At 34.8% G+C, this 24,242-nt stretch carries 28 protein-coding genes; 19 read left to right on the forward strand and 9 right to left on the reverse strand.

The genetic code is table 11. The features are described from left to right. The first annotated feature begins 346 nt into the window (after window positions 1-346). The 4 genes from spxA (at window position 347) to pepF (ending at window position 4,907) form a co-directional block, all read left to right on the forward strand. Window positions 347-742, forward strand: coding sequence for a transcriptional regulator SpxA (spxA, locus tag NST00_RS14305; protein ID WP_172597913.1), 396 nt, complete (start codon window positions 347-349; stop codon window positions 740-742). Between the two features lie 393 nt (window positions 743-1,135). Further along, entirely contained in the window at window positions 1,136-1,780 is a 645-nt protein-coding gene (mecA, locus tag NST00_RS14310) for an adaptor protein MecA (protein WP_340434574.1), read from the forward strand. 139 nt (window positions 1,781-1,919) lie between these two features. After that, window positions 1,920-3,056 (forward strand): competence protein CoiA, encoded by a 1,137-nt coding sequence (locus NST00_RS14315; RefSeq protein WP_340710269.1) that lies wholly within the window; start codon window positions 1,920-1,922, stop codon window positions 3,054-3,056. Between the two features lie 45 nt (window positions 3,057-3,101). Continuing rightward, complete coding sequence (gene pepF / locus NST00_RS14320) at window positions 3,102-4,907, forward strand: oligoendopeptidase F (protein ID WP_096550517.1); 1,806 nt, start codon at window positions 3,102-3,104, stop codon at window positions 4,905-4,907. A 589-nt stretch (window positions 4,908-5,496) separates the two neighbouring features. Here the strand turns inward: pepF and NST00_RS14325 are convergent. The 4 genes from NST00_RS14325 to NST00_RS14340 form a co-directional block, all read right to left on the reverse strand. Then, window positions 5,497-6,321, reverse strand: a complete 825-nt coding sequence (locus tag NST00_RS14325; protein WP_168412434.1) for a DsbA family protein — start codon at window positions 6,319-6,321, stop codon at window positions 5,497-5,499. Then, on the reverse strand, window positions 6,318-6,719 hold the full coding sequence (locus tag NST00_RS14330) for a globin domain-containing protein (RefSeq protein WP_016838233.1): 402 nt from the start codon (window positions 6,717-6,719) through the stop codon (window positions 6,318-6,320). Before NST00_RS14330 ends, NST00_RS14325 begins: the two co-directional genes overlap by 4 nt. 163 nt (window positions 6,720-6,882) lie before the next feature. Further along, window positions 6,883-7,581, reverse strand: coding sequence for a lytic transglycosylase domain-containing protein (locus tag NST00_RS14335; protein WP_340710273.1), 699 nt, complete (start codon window positions 7,579-7,581; stop codon window positions 6,883-6,885). Beyond that, window positions 7,582-8,172 carry a CYTH domain-containing protein gene (locus NST00_RS14340; RefSeq protein WP_168412436.1) on the reverse strand — a complete coding sequence of 197 codons (591 nt, stop codon included), beginning with the start codon at window positions 8,170-8,172 and terminating at the stop codon, window positions 7,582-7,584. It abuts the gene before it with no gap. A gap of 103 nt (window positions 8,173-8,275) precedes the next feature. On the opposite strand from NST00_RS14340, the gene NST00_RS14345 reads away from it, so the two are divergent. The 5 genes from NST00_RS14345 to mgtE all read left to right on the forward strand — a co-directional run bounded on the left by NST00_RS14345 (window position 8,276) and on the right by mgtE (window position 12,543). After that, on the forward strand, window positions 8,276-8,662 hold the full coding sequence (locus NST00_RS14345) for a UPF0738 family protein (RefSeq protein WP_016838236.1): 387 nt from the start codon (window positions 8,276-8,278) through the stop codon (window positions 8,660-8,662). Window positions 8,663-8,698: 36 nt separating this feature from the next. After that, window positions 8,699-9,364: a GTP pyrophosphokinase gene (locus NST00_RS14350; protein WP_340710274.1), complete on the forward strand. Its 666-nt coding sequence runs from the start codon at window positions 8,699-8,701 to the stop codon at window positions 9,362-9,364. 1 nt (window position 9,365) lies between these two features. Next, a complete protein-coding gene (locus NST00_RS14355) occupies window positions 9,366-10,157 on the forward strand; it encodes an NAD kinase (protein WP_026019069.1) in 792 nt (263 codons plus the stop codon). Window positions 10,158-10,162: 5 nt separating this feature from the next. Next, the gene (locus NST00_RS14360; protein ID WP_016838239.1) at window positions 10,163-11,053 is read left to right on the forward strand and encodes an RluA family pseudouridine synthase; all 891 of its coding nucleotides are present in this window, start codon (window positions 10,163-10,165) and stop codon (window positions 11,051-11,053) included. 116 nt (window positions 11,054-11,169) lie between these two features. Further along, window positions 11,170-12,543 (forward strand): magnesium transporter, encoded by a 1,374-nt coding sequence (gene mgtE / locus NST00_RS14365; protein ID WP_016838240.1) that lies wholly within the window; start codon window positions 11,170-11,172, stop codon window positions 12,541-12,543. Window positions 12,544-12,682: 139 nt separating this feature from the next. Here the strand turns inward: mgtE and NST00_RS14370 are convergent, their stop codons facing one another. Together NST00_RS14370 and NST00_RS14375 are read right to left on the reverse strand one after the other, a co-directional pair. Then, entirely contained in the window at window positions 12,683-13,030 is a 348-nt protein-coding gene (locus NST00_RS14370; RefSeq protein WP_016838241.1) for a hypothetical protein, read from the reverse strand. A 231-nt stretch (window positions 13,031-13,261) separates the two neighbouring features. Further along, window positions 13,262-13,777 carry a CotY/CotZ family spore coat protein gene (locus tag NST00_RS14375; protein WP_016838242.1) on the reverse strand — a complete coding sequence of 172 codons (516 nt, stop codon included), beginning with the start codon at window positions 13,775-13,777 and terminating at the stop codon, window positions 13,262-13,264. A gap of 156 nt (window positions 13,778-13,933) precedes the next feature. Here NST00_RS14375 and NST00_RS14380 point away from each other — a divergent pair, with 156 nt between their 5' ends. From NST00_RS14380 to NST00_RS14405, 6 genes are all read left to right on the forward strand, one after another. Beyond that, window positions 13,934-14,329, forward strand: a complete 396-nt coding sequence (locus NST00_RS14380) for a hypothetical protein (RefSeq protein WP_016838243.1) — start codon at window positions 13,934-13,936, stop codon at window positions 14,327-14,329. After that, window positions 14,329-14,784: a stage V sporulation protein AC gene (spoVAC, locus tag NST00_RS14385; RefSeq protein ID WP_016838244.1), complete on the forward strand. Its 456-nt coding sequence runs from the start codon at window positions 14,329-14,331 to the stop codon at window positions 14,782-14,784. The genes NST00_RS14380 and spoVAC overlap by 1 nt, the downstream gene beginning before the upstream one ends. Continuing rightward, a complete protein-coding gene (locus NST00_RS14390) occupies window positions 14,778-15,773 on the forward strand; it encodes a stage V sporulation protein AD (protein WP_016838245.1) in 996 nt (331 codons plus the stop codon). Before spoVAC ends, NST00_RS14390 begins: the two co-directional genes overlap by 7 nt. Window positions 15,774-15,783: 10 nt before the next feature. Next, entirely contained in the window at window positions 15,784-16,152 is a 369-nt protein-coding gene (gene spoVAE / locus NST00_RS14395) for a stage V sporulation protein AE (protein WP_016838246.1), read from the forward strand. 68 nt (window positions 16,153-16,220) lie between these two features. Next, complete coding sequence (locus tag NST00_RS14400; protein ID WP_016838247.1) at window positions 16,221-16,403, forward strand: YjcZ family sporulation protein; 183 nt, start codon at window positions 16,221-16,223, stop codon at window positions 16,401-16,403. A gap of 11 nt (window positions 16,404-16,414) precedes the next feature. Beyond that, window positions 16,415-16,660 (forward strand): stage VI sporulation protein F, encoded by a 246-nt coding sequence (locus NST00_RS14405; RefSeq protein WP_016838248.1) that lies wholly within the window; start codon window positions 16,415-16,417, stop codon window positions 16,658-16,660. A gap of 252 nt (window positions 16,661-16,912) precedes the next feature. Here NST00_RS14405 and NST00_RS14410 read toward each other — a convergent pair whose 3' ends face one another. Both NST00_RS14410 and NST00_RS14415 read right to left on the reverse strand, forming a co-directional pair. Next, a complete protein-coding gene (locus tag NST00_RS14410) occupies window positions 16,913-17,428 on the reverse strand; it encodes a 2'-5' RNA ligase family protein (protein WP_016838249.1) in 516 nt (171 codons plus the stop codon). Between the two features lie 67 nt (window positions 17,429-17,495). After that, a complete protein-coding gene (locus NST00_RS14415; protein WP_016838250.1) occupies window positions 17,496-18,221 on the reverse strand; it encodes an alpha/beta hydrolase in 726 nt (241 codons plus the stop codon). Window positions 18,222-18,348: 127 nt separating this feature from the next. On the opposite strand from NST00_RS14415, the gene NST00_RS14420 reads away from it, so the two are divergent. Then, window positions 18,349-18,939, forward strand: a complete 591-nt coding sequence (locus NST00_RS14420) for a phosphatidylglycerophosphatase A family protein (RefSeq protein ID WP_096550529.1) — start codon at window positions 18,349-18,351, stop codon at window positions 18,937-18,939. Window positions 18,940-18,988: 49 nt separating this feature from the next. On the opposite strand, the gene NST00_RS14425 is transcribed toward NST00_RS14420, so the two are convergent. Beyond that, on the reverse strand, window positions 18,989-19,153 hold the full coding sequence (locus tag NST00_RS14425) for a hypothetical protein (protein WP_016838252.1): 165 nt from the start codon (window positions 19,151-19,153) through the stop codon (window positions 18,989-18,991). Between the two features lie 142 nt (window positions 19,154-19,295). Between NST00_RS14425 and NST00_RS14430 the strand changes: the two genes are divergently transcribed. The 3 genes from NST00_RS14430 (at window position 19,296) to NST00_RS14440 (ending at window position 24,180) form a co-directional block, all read left to right on the forward strand. Beyond that, entirely contained in the window at window positions 19,296-20,684 is a 1,389-nt protein-coding gene (locus NST00_RS14430) for an aldehyde dehydrogenase (RefSeq protein ID WP_340434597.1), read from the forward strand. A gap of 257 nt (window positions 20,685-20,941) precedes the next feature. Next, window positions 20,942-22,414, forward strand: coding sequence for a UDP-N-acetylmuramoyl-L-alanyl-D-glutamate--2,6-diaminopimelate ligase (locus tag NST00_RS14435; protein ID WP_339288982.1), 1,473 nt, complete (start codon window positions 20,942-20,944; stop codon window positions 22,412-22,414). A 188-nt stretch (window positions 22,415-22,602) separates the two neighbouring features. Then, window positions 22,603-24,180, forward strand: coding sequence for a peptide chain release factor 3 (locus tag NST00_RS14440; protein WP_340710278.1), 1,578 nt, complete (start codon window positions 22,603-22,605; stop codon window positions 24,178-24,180). Window positions 24,181-24,242 lie beyond the last annotated feature (62 nt).

Consider the following 24,242-nt stretch of genomic DNA (forward strand, 5'->3'; position numbering starts at 1 on the left):
GAAAAAGATTTGGGTAGTATGGTAGTAGGAAAATGTAAGGAAATTTTATTAATAAATATAGAAATTCTCGATTGTCGTTATCTAATTGAGAAAATGAATTGGAAGATAAAGGAGGGGAGAAAATACAACTTTAGTAGGAAATTTTATGTTAATTGTGAAAAAAAGCTAAGATTCACGAATGTTTTTTTAAATTTATCATATGAATATGTGAATTTTTCAATTATCCTATATTCAAAAGAAAAAGAATGTTGTATAATTGATACAGAATTTAAAATGATATTAATTCTAAATTAATAATAAAGCATAGATGCCTTTGATTTATATATAGAAGGGAAGTGTAACAATGATTGTAACATTATTTACATCACCTAGTTGTACATCATGTAGAAAAGCGAAAGCTTGGCTAGAGCAACATGATATTCCATATAGAGAACGAAATATTTTTTCAGAACCGCTAACAATTAGTGAAATTAAAGAAATTTTACGAATGACAGAGGATGGAACTGACGAAATTATTTCTACACGCTCTAAAGTATTCCAAAAGTTAAACGTTGATGTGGAGAGTTTACCTTTACAAAAATTATATGAATTAATCCAAGAACATCCAGGATTACTCCGAAGACCAATTATTTTAGATGAGAAGCGTCTGCAAGTTGGTTACAATGAAGATGAAATCCGTCGATTTTTACCTCGAAAAGTACGTGCTTATCAATTAATGGAAGCCCAAAAAATGGTCAATTAATCATATAATGTGGTGAAAAAGTGTAAATTCAGTCAACGTTTGTTTGACTTGTTTACGCTTTTTTATTGCATTTTTTTTAATGAATTCCTTCATAAAGAAAATTCATCCTTTTTTCACTTAATACTTGATTTAATTGATATTGTCATCTACAATTTTGAATAATTCAAATAATTTTATTTGAAGGGTGTTTTTCCTTTTCATTTTCTATTAGTTCATCATACAATAGAATCATAGAATGAAACATAAATATTCATTAAGCATTTTGTTCTGTATACCAAGGGATGTAAAGGGGAAAGGCACTAAAGAATTGGGGTGTATTTTACTCCGATTCAAACATACTAAGTACACGCTTTCGGTTTTTCAACCAATGACTGTGAAGGGAGTTGAAGTCTCATGGACATCGAACGCGTAAATGAAAATACAATAAAGCTCTTTATCACATATCGTGATATTGAGGATCGCGGTTATAGCCGTGAAGAAATATGGTATAACAGAGCAAAAGGCGAAGAGTTATTTTGGGATATGATTGGTGAAATCAACACAGAAGAATATTTCGATTTAGATGGCCCAATTTGGATACACGTGAATGCTTCAGAACAAGGTTTAGAAGTAATCGTCACACGTGCCAATGTAAATGATTCAGATCCAAGCTCTCTGTTCTCTAATTTTGATGAACATCATGAAGCTACAGTTAACCATAAAGACCCGTTCAATCCCTTCGATGATGATGATGTGTTAAATCATGAAGGAATTGCGAACATATCATTATATAAATTCAAGGATATCGACGAAATTATTCCAGTAGCAAATCGATTAGTGGAGTACGGCTTGCACACTTCTTTATATAAATATGAAAATTATTACTATATTGCCATCGATTTTGCTGGTGTGAATGATAGTGCAACTCGTCAAAATATACGCTCGATTTTAAATGAATATTTAACAAGTTCAAAAATGACAATATATCGTTTAAAAGAGTATGGTACAGCGATCATGGAAGAAGATTGCTTGGAAACAATTGTTCATTACTTTAATTAAATGTGCCTAAGTGTAGGCACTTTTTTTTATGTTAATATTTTGAATTTCAGTTAATCTCCCCCTTGAAAAATATATCTTTTTGTATGCTCTTGTCAATCCTAAAATTCTACCATAAAATGGTGTGAAAAGGGGGGGTTTTGTGCTTGTAGCAATTACAGAAAATCAAGAACGATTTGTGATTGATTCCACAATTCCTCATACAACATTAAAACGCCTTAGAGAAGAAAGACAATTCTATTGCCCACAATGTGGTGAAAAACTCCAATTGAAAATTGGAACCGTTAAAATGCCTCACTTTGCTCACATTTCAATAAGTCATTGCGAGTCTTATTTTTCTGAAGGTGAAACAATACAACATCTCCAAGGAAAAGAACAGCTGTTTCAACTTTTTCGATATCTTCAAGTCCCCGTATTGCTAGAGCCTTATATAGCTGAACTAAATCAACGACCAGATCTGCTAATAAATTTAAATGGATATCAGTATGCAATTGAATTCCAATGTAGTCCAATAAAGCATGAACGATTTCTTGAGCGAAATAGCGGTTACAATCAAAAAAATATCCAACCTATTTGGATTGCATTGACTCCTGTTCCAAAAATAAAAGAAAATGGCTTACAAAAAATTACCCTTCCCCATCAACTCCAACAATTTATTACTAGCGAAAAGACAGCAAAATATTTAATGACATATAATCCTAATACAAAGCAATTTTTGTATATATCTAACCTCATCCATTTAAAGGGAATAAGTTATTTATCAAAAATTAGTCCTCTCCCACTATTAAAACAAAAATTCCCATTTTATATACCGAGGCCTTTTACAGAAAAGGAATTTTCCAATGTATTAAATGCATACCATAATTTTATCAATCAATTTTTAAAATCAAGGGTATTATTTAGCCGAAAAGGTGTAAATGATTTATTTTTGAGAAGTGTTTATGAGCTGCGAATAGACCTTTATCAATTTCCAATATTTTTAGGGATTCCTATTTGCGGAAATGAAGCATTTCATGTATGTGCAATAGAATGGCAAACTGAACTAATGTATTTTATTCATTTATTGGGAATTAAGGTACATGCAATCAATCAAAAAGTAATAATTGACTTTTTACGATGGTCAAAGCGGGCATGTACGAGTGAGGCTATACAAGTTGTTAATCGATATGTAGAACTTCTCAAAGATTTGTCTGTGGAAGATATGATGTGCACAGTGAAGGAAGAACAATTAGAGGAATTGCTATATAGGCAATTTCTTGCAACAAGAGGAAAATATTGAGAAAATATGATTGTGAAAAAAATTTATCATTACGGGGGCATTGACATGGCAAAAAAATTATTAACACGTGATGAAGTGCCTGTCGAATTGACTTGGGATTTATCAACAATTTTCCCTTCAGACGAGGCATGGGAGGAAGAATTTAAACAGATTGAGCAATTAATTTCAGAAGCAGAAAAGTATAAAGGGAAAGCAACAGAAAGCGCAAAAAGTTTATATGAAACATTGCAATTTAGCGACAAAATTTCTGAGCGCTTCGGGAAATTATACGTATATAGTCATTTGAAACACGATGAAGATACGACGAAAAGCAAATATCAAGGGATGGAAAGCCGTGCACGTTCTCTAGGAGCAAAGATTAATGCGGCATGGTCTTTCTTAACTCCTGAAATTTTAACTTTATCGGAAGAACAAATACAACAATATTTAGAAGAATACGAACCGTTGCGTCTATATGAGCAAATGTTTAAAGAATTAAATTTACAGCGCCCACATGTATTATCGGCCGATAAAGAAGCTATATTAGCACAATTTTCAGAAGTGACAAGCTCTCCGGGTACTACTTTCAGCGCTTTGAATAATGCAGATTTAGAGTTTCCAACTATCAAGAATGAAGATGGCGAAGAAGTACAACTGACTCATGGAAACTACATCACATTTTTAGAAAGTGAAGATCGTGAAGTAAGAAAAAATGCTTTTAAAGCGATGTATGATACGTACGGCAAGTATATTAATACTTTTGCTTCCACATTAGCAGGCAACGTAAAATCACATAATGTTTATGCAAGAATCCGGAACTACGATTCTGCTCGTCATCGCGCATTAGCAGGCAACCATATACCTGAAAAGGTCTATGATCAATTAATTGAAACGATACACGAATACTTACCAGCACTTCACCGCTATGTATCATTGCGTAAAAAAGTGCTCGATGTGGATGAATTGCACATGTATGATTTATTCGTACCTCTTGTGAAAAAAGTGAAAATGGATATGCCTTATGAAAAAGCAAAAGATATTATGGTGAAAAGCTTTGCTCCATTAGGGGAAGAATATCAAACTATCGTCCAAGAAGGATTAAATAGCCGCTGGGTAGATGTAATGGAGAATAAAGGAAAACGAAGCGGAGCATATTCTTCAGGGACATACGGCACGAATCCGTACGTATTAATGAACTGGCAAAATAATATTGATAATTTATTTACGTTAGCCCATGAATTTGGACATAGTATGCATAGTTACTATACTCGGAAAAATCAACCGTATCCTTATGCGGATTACTCCATTTTCGTGGCGGAAGTAGCTTCTACATGTAACGAGGAGCTTTTATTCGATTATTTATTAAAAACGACGGAAGATAAACAAGTGAAAGTTTACTTACTCAATCATTGGCTCGATAGTTTCAGAAGTACGGTTTATCGCCAAACAATGTTTGCTGAATTTGAACATATGATTCATGAAATGGATCGAAATGGTGAGGCGCTTACTGCTGAACATCTTACAGAAATTTATTATGATTTAAATAAACAATATTTTGGCGATGAAATGACGGTAGATGAAGAAATTGGCTTGGAATGGGCGAGAATACCACACTTCTATTACAATTACTATGTATATCAATATGCAACAGGGCAAAGTGCAGCAGTTGCTTTAAGCCGTCAAATTTTAGAAGAAGGACGTCCTGCAGTAGATCGCTATATTAACAACTTCTTAAAAGCGGGATGTTCTGATTTCCCAATTGAAGTATTGCGAAAAGCTGGTGTAGATATGGAATCAAGAGAACCAATCGCTCAAGCTTGCAAAGTATTTGAAGAAAAACTCAATCAATTAGAATCACTGTTATTGAAATAGTGAATTACTGTATAACTCATACGGTAAAATACACATTAAAGTTAGTAAAAAAGCTTCAAAAGAGTTAATAAAATCTCTTTTGAAGCTTTTTTTTCTTGAAATAAAAGTTTTTAATGTATAATTTTTTTTGACGATTTTATTTAGAGAATGTGAACGTTTTTTGAAGTAAATATATAGCTTTTACTATCTTGATTGTTCCTAATTTTTCAATAATTTTTGCAAGTTTCATGAAAGTGTTTACATTATGTCGAATTTGTGAAATTCCATTAAACTTTATTGCACAAATTATTATTCCATGATAAATTAAAAACGTGAAATAAATCACATATCAAACATACACCCCTTTGTTTGAACGTGAACATTTCTCCCATCCCCTTTGTGTAAGGAGGCATTTGCTGCAGCAAATGCCTCTTTTACTTTATTCTCATCAATGATACATTCGCACCAAAAGACCTGTAATAAATCTTTCTCTTTTAACAACATAGCTTTGGTTAAAAAAACAAAAAAAAACGTAGACATGCTATATCATGTCTACATTCAGAAAAGCATCTAGATATTCTATCATTATCAAAAATTTAATCCACAATTACTAGAGTGAAAAAGAAGATGATTTTAAACGCCATAATGTAACAGCATCATTTGAAACACGTTCGATTTTTTGTTGTAACATCCGTTTTTTCAATTCTCTTTCCGCATCGCTCATGGATATCGAATAGATGCTTGCCACTTCATCGGTTGTTAAGTATTGAAAACGTTGGAATAACTCTTCGAATGTTGGTAACGGTTTACTGACGATTTCTTCATCCAACATTTCCTGCAATATTTGAACGTATATTTCATAGGAATACATTCCACTTACTTTTAGACCTTCATCTTCAATGCATTCATTAAAGAATACAATGCTCGGCACTTCATCAACTTCCATTTCACGAGTGATATATAAATCACATTGAAAAGCACGCACCGCTTCTTTTGATCCGAAATCTTTAATAAATTCCTCTTGGTCTAATGTTGCTTCCTTCGCAATTTCTACTAAAGCTGAATAGGAATGAACATTTTTAGTTCCCAACAATGCATGTTCCTGCAATTTTCTAATATAACGATTTGCTGCTTTTTTACCTTGTAATTCTGCTGCTTTAATGGCAAGTGAGGGTAAGGCAGGATGAGTAATATCCACATCAGTACCTGTTAAGCACCCTTTGATACGTCTAGTAACACAGTTTAAAGTTTGTAGTTCTGTGCTCAGTACGTATCGCCAAGTGAAATAATGCTCGTATTCCAATTGTAGCTTTTTTAACATTGACTGTAATTTAAAGGCATTTGGACAAAGCGGGTCAATAAAAATATAAAGTTCAATTGGTTTTGTCGTCTTCGTGGATGCGACAGGTTCTGACAGTAGCTGGATATTATTCAATCTAATCCCCCCTCATCCTCACTCGGAGTATTAATCATATGATGCGCTGTTAAAACAAGACGTTGGAAATATTGTTCACGAAATGGGCCTTCAAGTCCTACTTCATCCATCGCTTCACTCATACATTCCAGCCAAGCTTGAGCATGGTCTGGAGTGATTTTAAAGCGCATATGTCTTGCTCTCATCATCGGATGACCATGTTCTTGAGTATATAAATTCGGACCACCTAAATATTGCGTTTGGAATTGTATTTGTTTGCGAATTGTTTCTTTTAAATCTTCTGGAAACAATGGACGGAGTAATGGATGGACATCAACTCGTTTATAAAATGCATGAATAAGCTTTTCTAACTTTTCAGCACCAATTTCCTCATAAGGAACCATATACTTTCGATTCATAGGTGTAAACTCCTTTTATACACTTTTCCCGCATGTACGAATTGTGATCGACTATGAAAACCTTGATTAGTTATATTTCATTCTATCAACGACTCACCGTTTTCTCAAACAAATCGCTTTCAGCAAGTGTTGATAATTGAGGGGAAATATAGAAATTATCCAACTACATTGTTCGATAATAATTTAACACTTTCTTAACATAGTTTTGAGTTTCTTTAAATGGAGGAATGCCTCCATATTTTTTTACATTACCAGGTCCTGCATTATATGCAGCTAAAGCCAGTTCCAAGTCATTATCAAATTGATCGAGCATTTGACGCAAATATTTTGTACCACCCATGATGTTTTGTTCAGGGTCTTTCGTATTCGTTACACCTAAATATTTTGCGGTACCTGGCATCAATTGCATAAGCCCGGTAGCCCCAGCTGAGCTTACTGCATTTGGATTAAAGTTCGATTCTTGTTTTATAACTGCCATAATTAATTTTTCAGGAATACCGTATTTGGCAGATGCTCTTTGAATAATTTCACGATAATCTCCGTGCGTTGCTGAATCGAAATTTGCTTCTGATTCGGAAGCGTTAGATTGAGAATAGGATGTTGTTATGTACGGATTTGGGCTAGATAATATGAATTTTGAAATATAACCTTTTGCTTCATCATTTAGTCCGTTTTTATAAGAAAAGTTTTCAATCGCTTCAAGTAGGGCTTTTTCTGGATTATCGCTATTTTGGGTAGTAGCCAATATTTCTTCTAGCATTTCTGCAAATAAACCTTCCTCAGTCGTTGCATTGATAGAAGAGCTATTTAGGGAACGCAATGCGTCAATTTCTAATATGGTTTTCAACATTGTTACATCCATTTACTGTACTCCTTTCTCTTGGACAGCTATCATAAATCGGGCGATTTTTTTGTCAGCTATTTGTATATCGATATTTCGTTCTTGTAAAAAAGATAAAAACCGTTTCTCCCCTACTGTTGGGTTATTTGTTTCATATTCTACCTCATAATCATCGCAGTGCAAATAGAAGGAATGGTCAAAAACAAGAATTCCACCCTCATATGGCACCTCAGCCCGATCTGTTGTCAATGTTCCAAAGGGGCGTAAATCTTCAATAGGCACTTGCAATCGCAGTAATCTTTCCTTGACAGAAGGTGCCCAAAATCCCTTGCCAGAAAGCATATCATCCCTTTGTTGTTGTGTTAAAATGTCCGTTGTTTCAAGATGAATATGTTTTGCCGTTTTCTCTTTTAAAGTACAAAAATATTTTCCTTTTTGTTCTCGAATGCGTAGGGCACTGGAAAATTTCCTCAAGTGCCAATTTTCTGTATCAAAATAGTGATTAACTTGTCGAACGATTTGATGTTTTTGAATGTTGAACTCTGTTAATAATTGTTCATATTGTTCTTTTGTTAACATGTTTTTAAATTCAATTTCATACTGTTGACTCATGACTTTATCCCTTTCATTTATGCATTTTATTGAACCTTTTTATCGAAAATAGTTCCTGCTATGTTAAAATATGAGGAGAAATGGTAGGAAGGGATTGTTATAAATGCGCAACGTTTATGTCGTTGATGATTATCGTTTTGAAAATGATGAACTTTATTTTAGTTTAAACAAAAATCACTCCAAAATACAAATTCAGCCAGCAGGACAAGTGTTAACGGATTCTGACGAGCTTGCTTTTATTTATGTCGTTGAAGAAGACAACGAATATAGTTATTTACAATTTCCTAAAAAAGTGTGGCATGCATTAGTAGAAATGATAAAAAAGAAGAAAGATCCGATATTAATTTTAGATAATGAATCCATACTATTACATAATTTTTCGAATGAATTAGAAATGCTCATATATAACATTGAAGGAAATGGCAATTACGGTGATGAATTTGTACAAGCAGTAGAAGAAACTTTTCGTGAAATATTAGAAGCACAATAATTGATTGAGTTTTTGTAGCGTATTGGGGGGATTTTTATGGGGCAATGGGAACGCTTCCTAGGACCTTATAAACAAGCAGTCGATGAACTAAAAGTGAAATTTAGAGGGATGAGATCTCAGTTTTCTGCAGAAGGCACAACTTCACCCATTGAATTTGTTACTGGTCGAGTGAAACCATTAGCAAGTATATATGATAAAAGTTTTGAAAAAGGAATTCCCTTTGAACCTTCAGAACAATTAGCAAGGGAGTTGCAAGACATCGCTGGTATTCGCATTATGTGTCAATTTGTAGATGATATCACAACGGTTGTTAATTTAATTCGCCAGCGGGATGACCTGAGAGTAATTGAAGAAAAAGATTATATTACTCATAAAAAACCAAGTGGTTATCGTTCATATCATATGATTGCAGAGTATCCAGTGGAAACGGTCAGTGGGAAAAAGACGGTATTAGTAGAAATACAAATACGTACGTTAGCCATGAATTTTTGGGCTTCAATCGAACATTCTTTAAATTATAAATATAAGGGCGATTTTCCTGAAGAAATTAAATTACGCCTAAAACGTGCGGCTGAGGCAGCATTCCAACTAGATGAAGAAATGTCATCAATCCGTTATGAAATACAAGAAGCACAGGCGTATTTTAGTGAAAATAAGGAAGCTCAAAATCCAAAGATCCGAGAGGAAAGGGAGCGTGAATAATTTGAAATTTTCTATTCAATCACGCAATGATTCTCAATCAAATGAATTGAAGGAACTTGCAAAAAATTACTTACAGGATTTCGGATTAATATTGGATGAAGTAGAACCGGATATTGTCATTTCCATTGGCGGAGATGGTACTCTTTTGCATGCTTTCCACAACCATGTGAAAAGATTGGATAAAGTGGCTTTTGTAGGGATTCATACTGGGCATTTAGGATTTTACGCAGATTGGAAACCTTCTGAATTGGAAAAGTTAGTATTATGTATTGCGAAAAATCAATATAAGGTTGTTGAATATCCATTATTGGAAGTAAATGTGTGCAATCATACAGAAATCAGTACTTATCTTGCACTCAATGAGGCAACGATTAAATCGCCCAATGTAACGTTAGTGATGGATGTGTTTCTAAATGATCGCCATTTTGAACGTTTCCGCGGTGATGGCTTATGTATTTCAACCCCATCAGGAAGTACAGCGTATAATAAAGCATTAGGCGGCGCTATCATTCATCCTACATTGCAAGCGATTCAAGTGACGGAAATGGCATCAATCAATAACCGCGTTTTCCGTACAATCGGATCCTCCCTAGTGTTACCAGCCCATCATACATGTAAATTAAAACCGGTCAAAAACCAAACGTTCACAATGACAATTGACCATCTGCAATTGGACCACAATGAATTGGATTATGTCATTTTCAAAGTGGCAAAAGAGAAAGTGCGATTTGCAAGATTCCGTCCGTTTCCATTTTGGGAAAGGGTTCATGATTCCTTTATTGCAAGTGAGTGATTCAAATGCCATTTAAACTGCAGTTTCAAGCAATGGAAGATGGACAATTATTAAGAGAAGCGATTTTAAAACAAGATATTTCGAGCAGGGCATTAACGGCAATCAAATTTCGCGGTGGTAAAATTTTAGTGAACGGTGAAGAACAAAATGTTCGCCACATCCTTTCGAAAGGGGATGAAATTACAATCATTTTCCCTGAAGAACAGGCGAGCGAGCATCTAAAACCAGAGTATGGAGAATTAAATATTGTTTATGAAGATGATGCATTGTTAATTATTGATAAACCGCCTTTTATTAATACCATTCCTTCAAGGGAACATCCGACGGGAAGTATCGCTAATTTTGTTTATGGATATTTTTTGGAACAAGGAATTGATTCCACCGTCCATGTTGTGACTAGATTAGATCGTGATACTACAGGGCTTGTTTGTATTGCAAAACATCGGCATATTCATCACTTAATGAGTATGCAATTGCAAAAGGGTCAAATCATAAAAGAATATGAAGCCATTGTACATGGACATGTTTCAAAGGATCTTTCCATTATTCTCCCAATAGGCAGGAAAGATTCAAGTATAATCGAACGGGAAGTAAGAGAAGATGGACAATATGCACATACCGATGTGAAAGTATTAAAACGTTTCATTTATCAAAATGAGCCGCTTTCACATGTTCGTCTACGATTACATACTGGAAGAACCCATCAAATTCGTGTTCATATGTCGCATATCGGGCATCCGCTTGTAGGCGACGAATTATATGGAGGAAGTAAACATATATTAAATCGTCAAGCCCTTCATTGCGTATACTTGGAAATGATTCATCCGTTATTGAAGAAAAAAATTATTTTTTCTAGTGAACTAGTTGAATCCATGAAAAAAATAATCCATAATTAGATGTTCGAGTTATTCGAGCATCTTTTTTTCTGTAAATACACAAAAATATTCATAAAAATTTTATTGTCGAGATTAAAAATGCAACCTATCATTTAGGTTGAGAGGAGGGAGACAAAATGATCGAAGAAAAAGATGAAAAACGGGATGTTTCTTATGATGAGGAGCAGCTGTTCCAAAATTTAATTGAAGAAAATATTGATGAATTCCGGAAGCATTTTTTATCACTTCATGCGTATGAGCGGGCGAAATTTTATGTTAAGGTTGGACCAGACATACGTAGGACAATGTATCATTTTTTGTCTCCCGAAGAAATGGCGGAAATTTATGAAGCCATTGAATTGGACGATGAAGAAGTTGAACACTTTATTAAAGAAATGGACCCCACATATGCGGCAAAAATGTTGTCTTACATGTATACCGATGATGTGGTGGATGTATTAAATGAATTAGATCAAGATGATCGAAATAGTTTTCTTGAATTGATGGATGAAGAAACGAAAGAAGAAATTACAGAGTTGCTGGGGTATGAAGAATATACAGCCGGTTCCATCATGACGACGGAATATGTATCAATTCAAGAAAATTCAACGGTACGTTCGGCGATGAATGTGCTTCGTCAAGAGGCACCTGATGCAGAAACAATTTATTATGTGTTCGTTGTCGATGAATCTCATCGTTTAACAGGAGTTTTATCGCTAAGAGACTTAATTGTTGCAGATGAAGATGCATTTATTCGAGATATCATGAGTGATCGGGTTGTTTATGCAAAGGTCACAGATGATCAAGAAAAAATTGCCCAAATCTTTAAAGATTACAATTTCCTTGCTTTTCCTGTTGTTGATGACAATCTCGTATTGCAAGGGATTATTACTGTAGACGATATTATTGATGTCATTGATGAAGAAGCGAGCGACGACTATTCAAAATTAGCCGGTATTTCCGATATTGATGATATTGCTTCAAGTCCATTCAAAGCTGCAAAACAACGATTACCTTGGCTAGTAATGTTGCTATTTTTAGGAATGATTACAGCGACATTAATGGGCCAGTTTGAAGAGACACTTGAAAAAGTTGCGTTGCTAGCTTTATTTATTCCTCTCATTTCTGGAACTAGCGGAAATAGTGGTACGCAAGCTCTAGCTGTCGTTGTTCGAGGAATTGCAACGGGAGAAATTGATGAAAAAAGCAAACTAAAAATGATTTTTCGTGAAATGGGTACCGGATTAATCACAGGGATTGTTTGTGGTTTGATTGTAGTAGGAGTTGTGTTTGTTTGGAAGCAATCCTTATTAATCGGGTTGCTTGTTGGGACAGCCATCTGTTGTTCGATTTTTGTAGCAACGATTGCTGGCTCCTTTATTCCGTTGTTGATTCATAAATTAGGCATCGACCCAGCAGTCGCATCAGGGCCGTTTATTACGACCTTAAATGATATTACAAGTATTTTAATTTATTTAGGATTGGCAACGTTATTGTTAGGACAGTTGTAAACTTTCATAAAAAAATGGAAAGAAAAAATCTGCTTTTAAATGGAAGAGCAGATTTTTTCTTTTTTTAATGAAAAATTATCGGGGGAGTGGACGAAACTAAATATTGAAAATTATAGAAGGCAAATTGCCTACAACAAAATTATTTAAATGCTTTTTTGGACGACACGGTAATTGTTTCGATATCGTTGGCATTAATGGTTTTCAAGTCGTCTTGTGTACGGATTTTAATCAAAATGCCATCTAACCCTTCAATGATTCCTGTAATTTTTTCACCATTGTTTAAATGGAAAATTAAGTGACGATTTTTACGGTTGATGGGTTGTGAAAAATAATGCAATTGCCTTGCAATAACGGAATTTTTAATTCGCTCTCTACGCGTAATTTCATAAACAGAAGTACTTTCTTCAAGAGACGCTTCTTCCGTGTCTTCATCAACTTCGATGTAATAAAAAGGAGGGGTTTGAATAAATAGTAATGGTTCTTCCACTGATGCACATCCTTTTTTTCATAAAATATGCAACTCATTTTATTTCGTGACAATTGTCTAGCTTCAGCAGTTTCAATTGCATTTTAAGACGATTTTCTTGTACTGGATTATCACTAGAATTCAGCTCAATTAATACCTATAAGAGATTCAAGAAGATTTTCAAGAGTAAATCAATAAAAGTAAATAAAAAGAAGGAGCAAGCTGCCCCTTCCTCTTGGTGGATGTTATTCCTTACTTGTTAATGTGTAAATTTACGTCAGCAATGCATTGAATTCCAGCAAAACGTGATAGATCAACTGTTACGCAAGTATCTGTTTTCTTGAAGTGGTAGCAATCCATCATTGCTCCAGCATCTAATGTCTCTCCATCTACTGCTGATATTGGTTCATATGCTTCGCTTGTTGGAGCAATTGCTCTAAGTGTAGCACAGCAATCACCGAACATATCTTCCACTCTGAAGAATGGCGTTTTGTACCAACCATATTCTTTATCGCAGAACATTACTTTAAATGGAGAACCATCTTCTGTTAGTAACATAAATACCCGAGTATCTGCATGGTTGCGACGATTTTTATTGTTAATTCCCCCAAGAGGTTCTAAGAAGCAACTTGTTCCACAAGTATCATCATCATCTTCCACTACATGATTTTGAAGTTCTAATATTGTTTCTACTACTTCACAAATGCATCCTTCATGACGACGACCATGATGAGATGAACTCTCAAAATGTTTTCTTCCACAACCCATTATCATGTCACCTCACTTAATTTTGTTCAATCTACAATATGTAAAAGTGCGATTGAAATAAGGGCGATTGTCTATAGGCGCGTTTCATTTAAGTCATTTATCTTGAATAGTTTTTTTTATGAAAACGCATAATGACATTAAAAAGGGGGATGGAACTTGAAAAAATTGGTATTCCCTATATTCCTTTCGGTTTTTTTATTCGGATGCAATGATGAAAAAACGCTTGAAGTCAATAGTATGAATGGACAGGAAGTAGAAGAAGTAACGACAATTATGAAAAATGAGGATGATATATATAGCGGAAGAGCAATTTTAGTAGAAGATCAGTTGTTGGTTGCTATTCAAGCAAAACCTTGGTTAGATTATAAAAAAACAAAAATTGAAAAGAATTTAAAAAAGAAGCTCGAAGAAAGCTTTCCTGAATATGACATCACTGTTTCCTCAGATTTTAAACTATATTGGGAAGCACAAAAACTTATAACAGAAGAAGATAGTGAAAAGGTGAAGAAGCAGCTTAACAAGTTAAAAAAATTAAAGAAGGAGGAAACGTAATGAATCAGGAGCAATTTGAGAAGATTGAGCAAGAAATCACACCTCCAACCCCTTATTTAAAAAATGTATTAAAAGCCTTTTTGGTAGGCGGTCTCATTTGTACGATTGGACATGCAATTACGTATTTTTACATTATCTTTTTTGATTTTACAGAAAAAACAGTCGGGAACCCAACAGTTGCAACGATTATTTTAATTTCAATGCTTCTCACAGGATTTGGTTTATATCAAAAACTTGGTCAATTTGCAGGAGCTGGAAGTGCTGTTCCAGTTTCAGGATTTGGGAACGCAGTCATCTCAGCAGCAATTGAACACCGGACAGAAGGATTTGTGCTTGGAGTGGGAGGCAATATGTTTAAATTAGCTGGTTCGGTTATACTATTTGGCGTTTCTTCAGCATTTGTTGTAGCTTTAATTAAATTAATTTTAGTAACAATGGGTGTTATCGAATGGTAATCATATTTCAAAGTAAACCGTCTATTATTGCAAGTGCAGCTGTTGCAGGACCGTTAGAAAGAAAGAGTGTTTTTTATTCATATTTTGATTCTGTAGTAGAGGATGAACGATGGCATCAAGCCACGAATGAGCAGGGTAATGCAAAGATGATTCAAGAAGCTTGCCAAATTATACTAAAGAAAGCGAATTTAAATAATTTGGATATCGACTTCTTTTTAGCAGGCGATTTAGTAAATCAAATGACGCCAACTAATTTTGCAGCAAAAGAAATAGCTGCATCTTTTATAGGTTTATTTTCAGCATGTGCAACATCGGTTTCATCTGTCATTATTGCTTGTTTGCTGACAGAATTAGGAGCATCAAAATACGCTATTGCAGGTGCTTCCAGCCAACATAATTCAACTGAAAGACAATTCCGCTATCCTATTTATTACGGTGCTCAAAAACCAGCGACTGCCCAATGGACTGTAACGGCAGCAGGCTTTACTTTAATTGGGAAACATAATCCGAAAAACCCTTCAATTGTAGCTGCGACTGTTGGAAAAGTTGTAGATTATGGACAAACGAATCCATTTCATATGGGAGCTGCAATGGCGCCTGCTGCATATGACACCATTACCAAACATCTAGAAAAGCGAAAACAAACAATAAAAGACTATGATGTCATCATGACAGGAGATTTAGGGAAAATCGGATTAGAAATATTAAAAAGAATGTTTGCTGAAACAGGTGCAACCCAGGAAGAATTAAATATTTTCCGCGATGCCGGGGCAGAATTTTACGGAGAAGATAAATCCTTTTTAGCTGGGGCAAGTGGAGCTGGATGTTCTGCTTCAGTATATTTCAGTTATATACTTCAGCAATTAAAAGATGGGCGTTATAAACGAGTATTACTTGTAGCGACAGGTTCTCTTCTCTCCCCACTAACTTTCCAACAAGGGGAGACAATTCCTTGTACTGCCCATGCAATCGAAGTGACGATGGAGTGAGGGCATAAATATGATATTCATTGACTTTTTACTTGCATTTATTGTAGGTGGATTGATTTGTGCTATAGGTCAGTTATTAATGGATGTCGGAAAAATGACACCAGGAAAAACTTTATCTATTCTAGTTGTTGCGGGTTCAATTATTTCTGGATTAGGATGGTATCAACCTTTAATCGACTTAGCGGGTGCTGGAGCGACAATACCCATTACATCTTTTGGACATTCATTAACCCAAGGAGCAATTGCAGAAGCCGAAAAACATGGCTGGGTAGGCGTATTAACTGGAATGTTTGAAGTAACAAGTTCAGGTATTAGTTCTGCCATTGTTTTCGGGTTTATTGCAGCGTTAATTTTTAAGCCGAAAGGAAAAGTCAACTAGACGATTACCCCTCCTTAACGTTGTAGCTATGCATACACTACGACTGTATAGAAAGGAGGGGATTTTTTATGTGGAATAAATGTGGATGCCAACAACAATATCAACAAATTATGCCAGCCTATGACTATTGTGCACCCTCATATGTAAGTCCTGCATATTATAGAGGTAAATGTAAATACAACGGTAACATGTTTGTACTACTCGTTGTATTATTCATTTTATTAATAATTGTAGGAGCATGTAAGTGGTAAGGAGGGGAAGCATGAATCATTTTTTTAAACAAATTGAAAAAAAGACTGGCGTAAGCATGGAAGAAATATTTGCACTAGCAAATGCGATACAACATGCGGATTTTACAAATGAAAAGCAAGTGCGTAAAATTGTTCGCCGAGTTAGTCAGTTAGCAAATAAGCCGATTTCTAAGGAATTAGAAGATCAAATTGTGAATTCAATTATAAATAATGGAGAATCATTAGACTTAAGTAGCATTCAAAGAATGTTAGGATAATGTTGATAGAGGGTGTCTAGAAAGTTTTCGACTTTCCAGACACCCTCACTTCTTATGATTATCTATCTTTGTTTCTGTGGTATTTGAAACAAGTTTCCTCATTGAAAAGGCGAGATCTCAAAAGGCTTTTCAGAAGGCTCTTACATTTGTATTCATGCAGTTATTTTGAGAAAAGAAAATGAGCGAATTAAAAAACTCGCCCATTGTTAAGCTAAGCTGCTTTTAATTGTCATGTACTAAAAATGAATTTGATTATAATTCTCCAGTTAATTTATATGTTTCGTACGTTGTCCAAGACCCATCTTCCAATTGATAAATTAGGTGTATGCGGTCAATTTCTTCCTTTTCATCAATACCAATCATACGCAATTGAGGATAAATATCGTCATGTTCCGTCTCCGTTAAATCACGACCGATTGTAATGTGTGGGATAAACACATGTTTTGGTTCACCAATGTTGATTTCTTTATATAAATCATCGTGAATGTTTTGCAATTGATCCGTTAGCTCAATTTTAAAGTAAATGACGTTCGTTGTTGGAAAGAACGAGCTGACCTTCGATGCGTGTATTTTTAGCGGACCATATTTATTTGTAATGGATTTGATTGTATTTGAAACACTTTCAATTTGTGATTCATCCACTTCAAAGGCTTCTTTTAACGTAATATAAGGGGTAATTTTTGAATAATGGGAATCATATCGTTTGCGATAAGTATTCGCCAAATCTTGCAGTTTTTTTGATGGAAATGCCACAACACTTAACTTCATCCGCTTTCCTCCCTAAAATGCAAATTTTACTTAAGTATAGCAAATAATGCCCGGAGAATACATTATTTTATATTCCAAAAGTTTTGCAAAGTGCTCTTCTTAAATCTGGTTTCCAGTATTTCCATGTATGGTTGCCATCAAACTCATCGTAGAATATATTGAGATAATTTTTAGAGTGTAACAATTTATTTAATTCCCGATTAGGTGTTAGGAAATCCTTCACTTCTTTATCAAGTGTTACAACTTCCTTCTCTTGTTTTCCTATAACATGATAAATTGACAACGTATTATGAGTTGGTGCTTCCTCAACTGCTTTTAATACCCATTCATCTACATAAGGTGATTGTAAAATAACTTTGCCAAAAGTATGTGGATATTTAATTGCAGCAAGAAGAGATACAGTTGCTGCCATGGAATCTCCAATTAACCCTCGACTAGCACCAAGCGCTGTTGTTGAAAATTCATTATCAATGAATGGTACTAGCTCATGTGCTAAAAATTTCAAATAAGCAGCATGTTGATCTCCTGTCGGTATGTATTTTCTCTTACGATCTTGTGCATTTTTGTAAGGCACTCCGACGATAATTAAGTTTTCAATTTCATAATTGTCCATTAATTCATCAGCAATACGAGAAATTCCACCTAATTGGAAGTAATCTTTTCCATCTGAAGCAATTAAAATGTTATATTTATAGAGAGGGGTATAATTTCCAGGAGTATATACAAGCAACTCAAAGTGTTCATCTAATGCATTACTATAAAATGGTATTTCTTGAATAGATCCTTTTTCCACCTTTTATCCTCCTTAAAACAGTTGTTCATAATTGTATCATAATTCGAAAATATCGTGTATTATGAAATAAGAGAATATTTAAAATAAGCATTATAAAGGAAAATTCAAATAAAGTGAGGATTCACAAATGCAAGAGAAAAAAAGTCGAGTACATTCGAATTACGTGACGAAAGCAGCTAAGGAAGCATTACAAAGAAGAGGCGTAACAATTGAAGATATAGCTGAAATTGTGTATGAAATGCAGTCACCATATAATCATGGCTTAACTTTAGAACATTGCATTAATTCCGTTGAGCGCGTTATTATGAAGCGGGAAGTTCAACATGCAATACTTGTCGGCATAGAACTAGATGAATTAGCAGAAAAAAAGATGCTTTCAGAACCACTTCAAGCGCTTGTTGAAAATGATGAGGGTTTGTTTGGTGTCGATGAAACGATTGCTTTAGGTTCTGTTTTGACATACGGAAGTATTGCATTAACGACTTATGGTCATTTAGATAAAAATAAAATCGGTATTATTAAAAAGTTAGACACAAAAGCTGGCAAAGGAGTCCATACATTTTTAGATGATTTAGTGGCTAGTATTTCCGCATGTGCTGCGAGCCGTATTGCACATAAAATGCGAGATTTAGAGGAAGAAGGGGAAACATTTCAAGATGTTCCTCCAAAGGAATTAGGACCTGAAGGAGAAATGTTGCCGGTCGATGATGAACCATAATAAAGGCTGGGGTGAGACATGCCCAGCCTGTTCTTATTTATTTAAATGTTTAATTTTCTGTTTCCTCACCAGTATAATTATTTTCCTCTTGTGGTAATTGTTCTTTAAAGTATAAAAACGATTCGTCCTCTAATTGATGAATTTTTTCTTCATTTATTCCGATAGCCAAGGGTCCAGAAAAAATTTCTTCCCACCAATATTCAGTCGAAATCATACATCATTGCCCCCTCTTCAAAAATTCTTGTTAAAGAACCTCCATAGCTAATTTTTAAAAGGAGTTCTTCAATAAGTTGTAGTAATATTACTGTAGTTAGTATGGACTGAAAAAAATTAATTTATGTATTCGGGAGGAAATAATGAAATTTGATATATATGATGTGGAAGTAATGATTCGAGAACAAAAGGATTTTTTTTATTCGGGGCAAACAAGGGATATAGAATATCGAAAAAAACAATTACTAAACTTGAGAAATACAATCAAAAAGTATGAAAGTGAAATATTAAAAGCATTAAATTTGGATTTAAGAAAAAGCGAATTCGAAGCTTATTCTAATGAAGTTGGTTTCGTGTTGCACAGCATTCAACATATGATCAAGTCTATCGATGAGTGGGCAAAACCTGTGGAAGTGAAAACGCCATTCCACTTTCAACCGGCAAAGAGCATGATTATTCGAGAACCATATGGTGTTGTATTGATTATTGGTCCTTTCAACTATCCGTTCCAATTAGTGATGGAGCCGTTAATTGGAGCTATAATTGGTGGAAATACTGCCATTGTAAAACCTTCTGAGTCTGCTATTCATACTGCTCAAATCATTAAAAAAATTATTGAAGAAACCTTTGATTCGCGGTATATACGAGTTGTTGAAGGAGAGAAGGAAGAAGTAAATGCATTGATTCATGCTCCTTTTGATTATATTTTCTTTACAGGCAGCGTCTCGGTCGGAAAAATTGTCATGCGTGCTGCGGCTGAACGGCTTACACCAATTACTCTTGAGTTAGGTGGAAAAAGCCCTACAATAGTAGATAAAAGTGCAAATCTTGATGTTGCAGCAAAACGAATTACATGGGGCAAATTTAACAATGTTGGACAAACTTGCGTCGCACCTGATTATCTTCTAGTCCATTCTTCGATTTATGAAAAATTTATGAAAAAACTAAAGCAAGCAATTGTTAGTTTTTATGGAAAGAATCCTCAATTAAGTAAAGATTACGGACGAATCGTCAATGAACGACACTTTGATCGACTTGCAAAACTTTTACAATCGGAAAAGCACAATGTCACTTTTGGCGGAAGAACGGACAGAAAGGATTTATATATCGAGCCTACCATCATTGAAAATATAAGTTGGCAAAGTCCTGTTATGGAAGATGAAATATTTGGACCGTTATTGCCTGTATTGAAGTACGACGATTTATCAAGAGTAATTGAGCAAATTCGAAAACTTCCAAAACCGTTAGCAGCTTATTTCTTTTCAGAAGACGAAAAACGAATTGATTATTTTTTACAAGAGTTACCTTTTGGTGGAGGTTGTATAAACGATACGGTGACTCACGTAGGCAATATCTATTTACCTTTCGGAGGCGTAGGCACTTCTGGAATGAACAGTTACCATGGAAAAGCGAGTTTTGAAACGTTTACCCATGCAAAATCGATTTTGAAGCGTTCATCTAAATTTGCTAATAACTTATTATTTCCACCATATAAACAAAAAGTGAAATTAGTTCGAAAAATCCTGAAATAAATTGAATTATTCAATTGTGGTAAAAAGAAAAATTATTTCATAGCGTATTTATTTTGAAAAAAATCGGCTTATGTCGTCAAAATTCGATATAATTCTAAAAAATTCGTATTTCAAAAATTATTTTTGTCGAATATTATCTATTTTTGATATGATTATTATCATTAAAGAAAATGTTTATTAATAACAATATACACCGTTGCTACATAGAAAAGTGAGTTTATATCGTAACTTACCATTGGATATACGGAGGAAGAAAAATGATTACAGAAGAATTATTGAGCGTCATACCACTAAAACAAGTAATTGGACAATTGCCAAATACTATTAAGGATATTTCCAACGATTCAAGAAGTGTGCAACCAAAAAGTTTATTTATTTGTATTAAAGGTTACACGGTAGACGGTCATGATTTTGCTCAAGATGCAGTGAATCAAGGTGCGACGGTTGTGATTGCAGAACGACCGTTGCAATTAGAAGGGAATGTGGCGCAAGTAATTGTACCGGATACGGAGAGGACATTAGGGCTCATTGCCGCTAAATTTTTTGATTATCCTTCAAAAGATTTAACGATGATTGGTGTCACTGGAACAAATGGAAAAACAAGCGTTTCAAACATCATTCATCAAATGTACGTGGGTATAGGAGAAAAATCTGCTTTATCGGGAACTATTGGCTTTAATTTGAATGGTGTTCTGTATGAAACAGCGAATACAACAAGCGATGCTTTAAACACTCAACAAATGATATTCCGTGCGAAGATGGAAGGTTGCCACACGATGGTCATGGAAGTTTCATCTCACGGTCTATCATTAGGAAGACTTGCGGGTGTGGATTTTGATGTGGCTGTATTTACAAATTTAACCCATGACCATTTAGATTTCCATGGAACAATGGAGGAGTATGGTTACGCAAAAGGGCTATTATTTTCACAATTAGGACAAGATTTGACAAAAAATAAAACAGTTGTATTAAATGCGGATGATCCTTGGTCTAAAAAGTATGCAACTATGACACCGTTTCCAATTTGGACATATGGGTTAAAAAATGATGCTCATTTCCGGGCTGAAAATTGCGAGTATAATGATGAAAGCACTTCCTTTGACATGATTACACCAGAAGGAAAATTCCCTGTTACAATGCAATTACTAGGGGAGTTTAATGTTTATAATGTTTTAGCTGCTGCAGCTGTTTTATATGCTCGGGGGTATCCGATTGACATCATCATCGAGCAAATTGAAGATTTAGTACCGATTCGAGGTCGCATGCAAAAGGTTAAAACAGATTTACCACTACATATTTTTATTGATTATGCCCATACGCCAGATGCGATTGAAAAAGCAATTGAAGCGGCAATGCCTTTTAAAAAGCCAGAAAATAAACTCATCTTCCTTGTGGGGACTGGTGGAAATCGAGATAAATCAAAACGTCCAACAATGGCTGAAAAAGCATCCAAAGCTGATTATGTTGTTTTAACAACGGATGATCCACGTTTTGAAGATTATGAAAGTATTACAGGGGATTTAGCGAAAGGAATGCTTCATGAGAATTATGCTTGTATTGGTGATCGGGCAGAAGCGGTGCGCCATGCAGTATCTGTTGCTAATCCTGGAGATATTATCATTTTTGCTGGAAAGGGTCATGAAGACTATCAAATAATAGGTAATAAAAAGTACCCGCATAGTGATGCTGATATTGCATTAGAAGCTGCGAAATTAAAATTCGTAAAATAATATTATGAAAATATAGCCGTCTCAAATAATTGAGGGACGGCTAAAATTATGATGATAAGAAAAGTTATTGTTATGTAAGAGATTCCGTTGTTAATTTATAGAAGGCTATTCATGAAAATCAGAAAATGGTTGTCGGAATAGGGGAAATTCTTTTATTATTGTTTACGTAGAAAAAGGAGACGTAGAAAATGACTACAAAATTAGAACAAGAAATTTTATCTCGTCGTACATTTGCCATCATTTCCCACCCGGATGCAGGGAAGACGACGATGACTGAAAAATTATTGCTATTTGGTGGGGCCATTCGAGCTGCTGGAACAGTAAAAGGGAAAAAAACTGGAAAATTTGCAACGAGTGACTGGATGGAAATTGAAAAACAACGGGGGATTTCTGTTACATCATCCGTATTGCAATTTGATTATGATGGATATCGAGTGAATATTTTAGATACTCCTGGACACCAAGATTTTTCAGAGGATACGTATCGTACATTAATGGCAGTGGATAGTGCTGTCATGGTCATCGATGCAGCAAAAGGGATTGAAGCACAAACAATTAAATTATTCAAAGTTTGTCGTATGCGCGGAATTCCAATTTTTACATTCATTAATAAATTGGATCGCCAAGGAAAAGAGCCGCTAGAATTAATTCAAGAAATTGAAGAAGTGCTTGAAATCCAAGCCTATCCAATGAACTGGCCAATCGGTATGGGGAAAGAGTTCCTCGGTATTTACGACCGCTTCCATCGACGCATTGAGCAATTCAGAGTAGATGAGAAGGATCGTTTTTTACCATTAGATGAAAATGGAGAATTAGCTGTTGATCATCCAATGAAGGAAACTTCATATTATACACAAGCAATGGATGATATTCATTTATTAGATGAAGCAGGTAACGAATTTTCTGAAGAAGAAATTCGCCGCGGTGAATTAACACCTGTCTTTTTCGGTTCTGCATTAACAAACTTTGGCGTGCAAACTTTTTTAGAAACCTATTTACAGTTTGCACCATCTCCAAAACCTAGATTAACTGAAGACGAACAATTGATTGATCCAGTTTCACATGAAGAACTTTCCGGATTTGTGTTTAAAATTCAAGCAAATATGAATCCAGCCCATCGAGATCGGATTGCCTTTGTTCGCATTGTATCTGGGAAGTTTGAACGAGGAATGAATGTTACTTTAGCTCGTACAGGCAAAACGTTTAAAGTGACCCAATCCACACAATTTTTAGCTGAAACTCGTGAAACCGTTGACGAAGCGGTAGCGGGAGATATCATTGGTCTATATGATACGGGAACATATCAAATTGGTGATACGATTGTTGGTGGAAAGAAAATATTCCAATTTGAAAAACTCCCACAATTTACACCGGAATTGTTTGTCAAAGTAAGTGCAAAAAACGTAATGAAATCCAAACAGTTCCATAAAGGAATTCTTCAACTTGTACAAGAAGGAGCCATTCAATATTATAAGACGTTACACACGGAAGAGATTATGCTTGGTGCGGTTGGTCAATTGCAGTTTGAAGTATTTGAACATCGAATGAAGCATGAATATAATGTGGAAGTCGTAATGCAACCAATCGGATCTAAAATTGCCCGTTGGATTAAAAATGAAAATGAGGTAAAAGAATCAATGTCTTCATCCCGTTCTATGCTCGTAAAAGACCGTTTCGACAATCTTGTCTTTTTATTTGAAAATGAATTTGCAATGCGTTGGTTTTCAGAGAAAAACGAGCATATTCAATTATATAGTTTGCTTTAAGTTGTTTAGTTGTATAAGTAATGCAAGAATACAAGTTTACGAATAATAAGCGTGTAGGAAGA

The organism is Ureibacillus sp. FSL K6-0165 (assembly GCF_038004285.1).
Lineage (GTDB): Bacteria > Bacillota > Bacilli > Bacillales_A > Planococcaceae > Ureibacillus > Ureibacillus thermosphaericus.

What these genes read in the sequence shown, in the direction of transcription:
- NST00_RS14435 (WP_339288982.1), top strand. Translation starts at nt 20,942, where the DNA reads ATGATTACAGAAGAATTATTGAGCGTCATACCACTAAAACAAGTAATT.
- NST00_RS14390 (WP_016838245.1), top strand. Translation starts at nt 14,778, where the DNA reads ATGGTAATCATATTTCAAAGTAAACCGTCTATTATTGCAAGTGCAGCT.
- spoVAC (WP_016838244.1), top strand. Translation starts at nt 14,329, where the DNA reads ATGAATCAGGAGCAATTTGAGAAGATTGAGCAAGAAATCACACCTCCA.
- mecA (WP_340434574.1), top strand. Translation starts at nt 1,136, where the DNA reads ATGGACATCGAACGCGTAAATGAAAATACAATAAAGCTCTTTATCACA.
- NST00_RS14345 (WP_016838236.1), top strand. Translation starts at nt 8,276, where the DNA reads ATGCGCAACGTTTATGTCGTTGATGATTATCGTTTTGAAAATGATGAA.
- mgtE (WP_016838240.1), top strand. Translation starts at nt 11,170, where the DNA reads ATGATCGAAGAAAAAGATGAAAAACGGGATGTTTCTTATGATGAGGAG.
- NST00_RS14340 (WP_168412436.1), bottom strand. Translation starts at nt 8,172, where the DNA reads ATGAGTCAACAGTATGAAATTGAATTTAAAAACATGTTAACAAAAGAA.
- NST00_RS14400 (WP_016838247.1), top strand. Translation starts at nt 16,221, where the DNA reads ATGTGGAATAAATGTGGATGCCAACAACAATATCAACAAATTATGCCA.
- NST00_RS14335 (WP_340710273.1), bottom strand. Translation starts at nt 7,581, where the DNA reads ATGGATGTAACAATGTTGAAAACCATATTAGAAATTGACGCATTGCGT.
- NST00_RS14360 (WP_016838239.1), top strand. Translation starts at nt 10,163, where the DNA reads ATGCCATTTAAACTGCAGTTTCAAGCAATGGAAGATGGACAATTATTA.
- NST00_RS14425 (WP_016838252.1), bottom strand. Translation starts at nt 19,153, where the DNA reads ATGATTTCGACTGAATATTGGTGGGAAGAAATTTTTTCTGGACCCTTG.
- pepF (WP_096550517.1), top strand. Translation starts at nt 3,102, where the DNA reads ATGGCAAAAAAATTATTAACACGTGATGAAGTGCCTGTCGAATTGACT.
- NST00_RS14330 (WP_016838233.1), bottom strand. Translation starts at nt 6,719, where the DNA reads ATGAATCGAAAGTATATGGTTCCTTATGAGGAAATTGGTGCTGAAAAG.
- NST00_RS14350 (WP_340710274.1), top strand. Translation starts at nt 8,699, where the DNA reads ATGGGGCAATGGGAACGCTTCCTAGGACCTTATAAACAAGCAGTCGAT.
- NST00_RS14405 (WP_016838248.1), top strand. Translation starts at nt 16,415, where the DNA reads ATGAATCATTTTTTTAAACAAATTGAAAAAAAGACTGGCGTAAGCATG.
- NST00_RS14440 (WP_340710278.1), top strand. Translation starts at nt 22,603, where the DNA reads ATGACTACAAAATTAGAACAAGAAATTTTATCTCGTCGTACATTTGCC.
- NST00_RS14410 (WP_016838249.1), bottom strand. Translation starts at nt 17,428, where the DNA reads ATGAAGTTAAGTGTTGTGGCATTTCCATCAAAAAAACTGCAAGATTTG.
- NST00_RS14420 (WP_096550529.1), top strand. Translation starts at nt 18,349, where the DNA reads ATGCAAGAGAAAAAAAGTCGAGTACATTCGAATTACGTGACGAAAGCA.
- NST00_RS14430 (WP_340434597.1), top strand. Translation starts at nt 19,296, where the DNA reads ATGAAATTTGATATATATGATGTGGAAGTAATGATTCGAGAACAAAAG.
- NST00_RS14375 (WP_016838242.1), bottom strand. Translation starts at nt 13,777, where the DNA reads ATGGGTTGTGGAAGAAAACATTTTGAGAGTTCATCTCATCATGGTCGT.
- spoVAE (WP_016838246.1), top strand. Translation starts at nt 15,784, where the DNA reads ATGATATTCATTGACTTTTTACTTGCATTTATTGTAGGTGGATTGATT.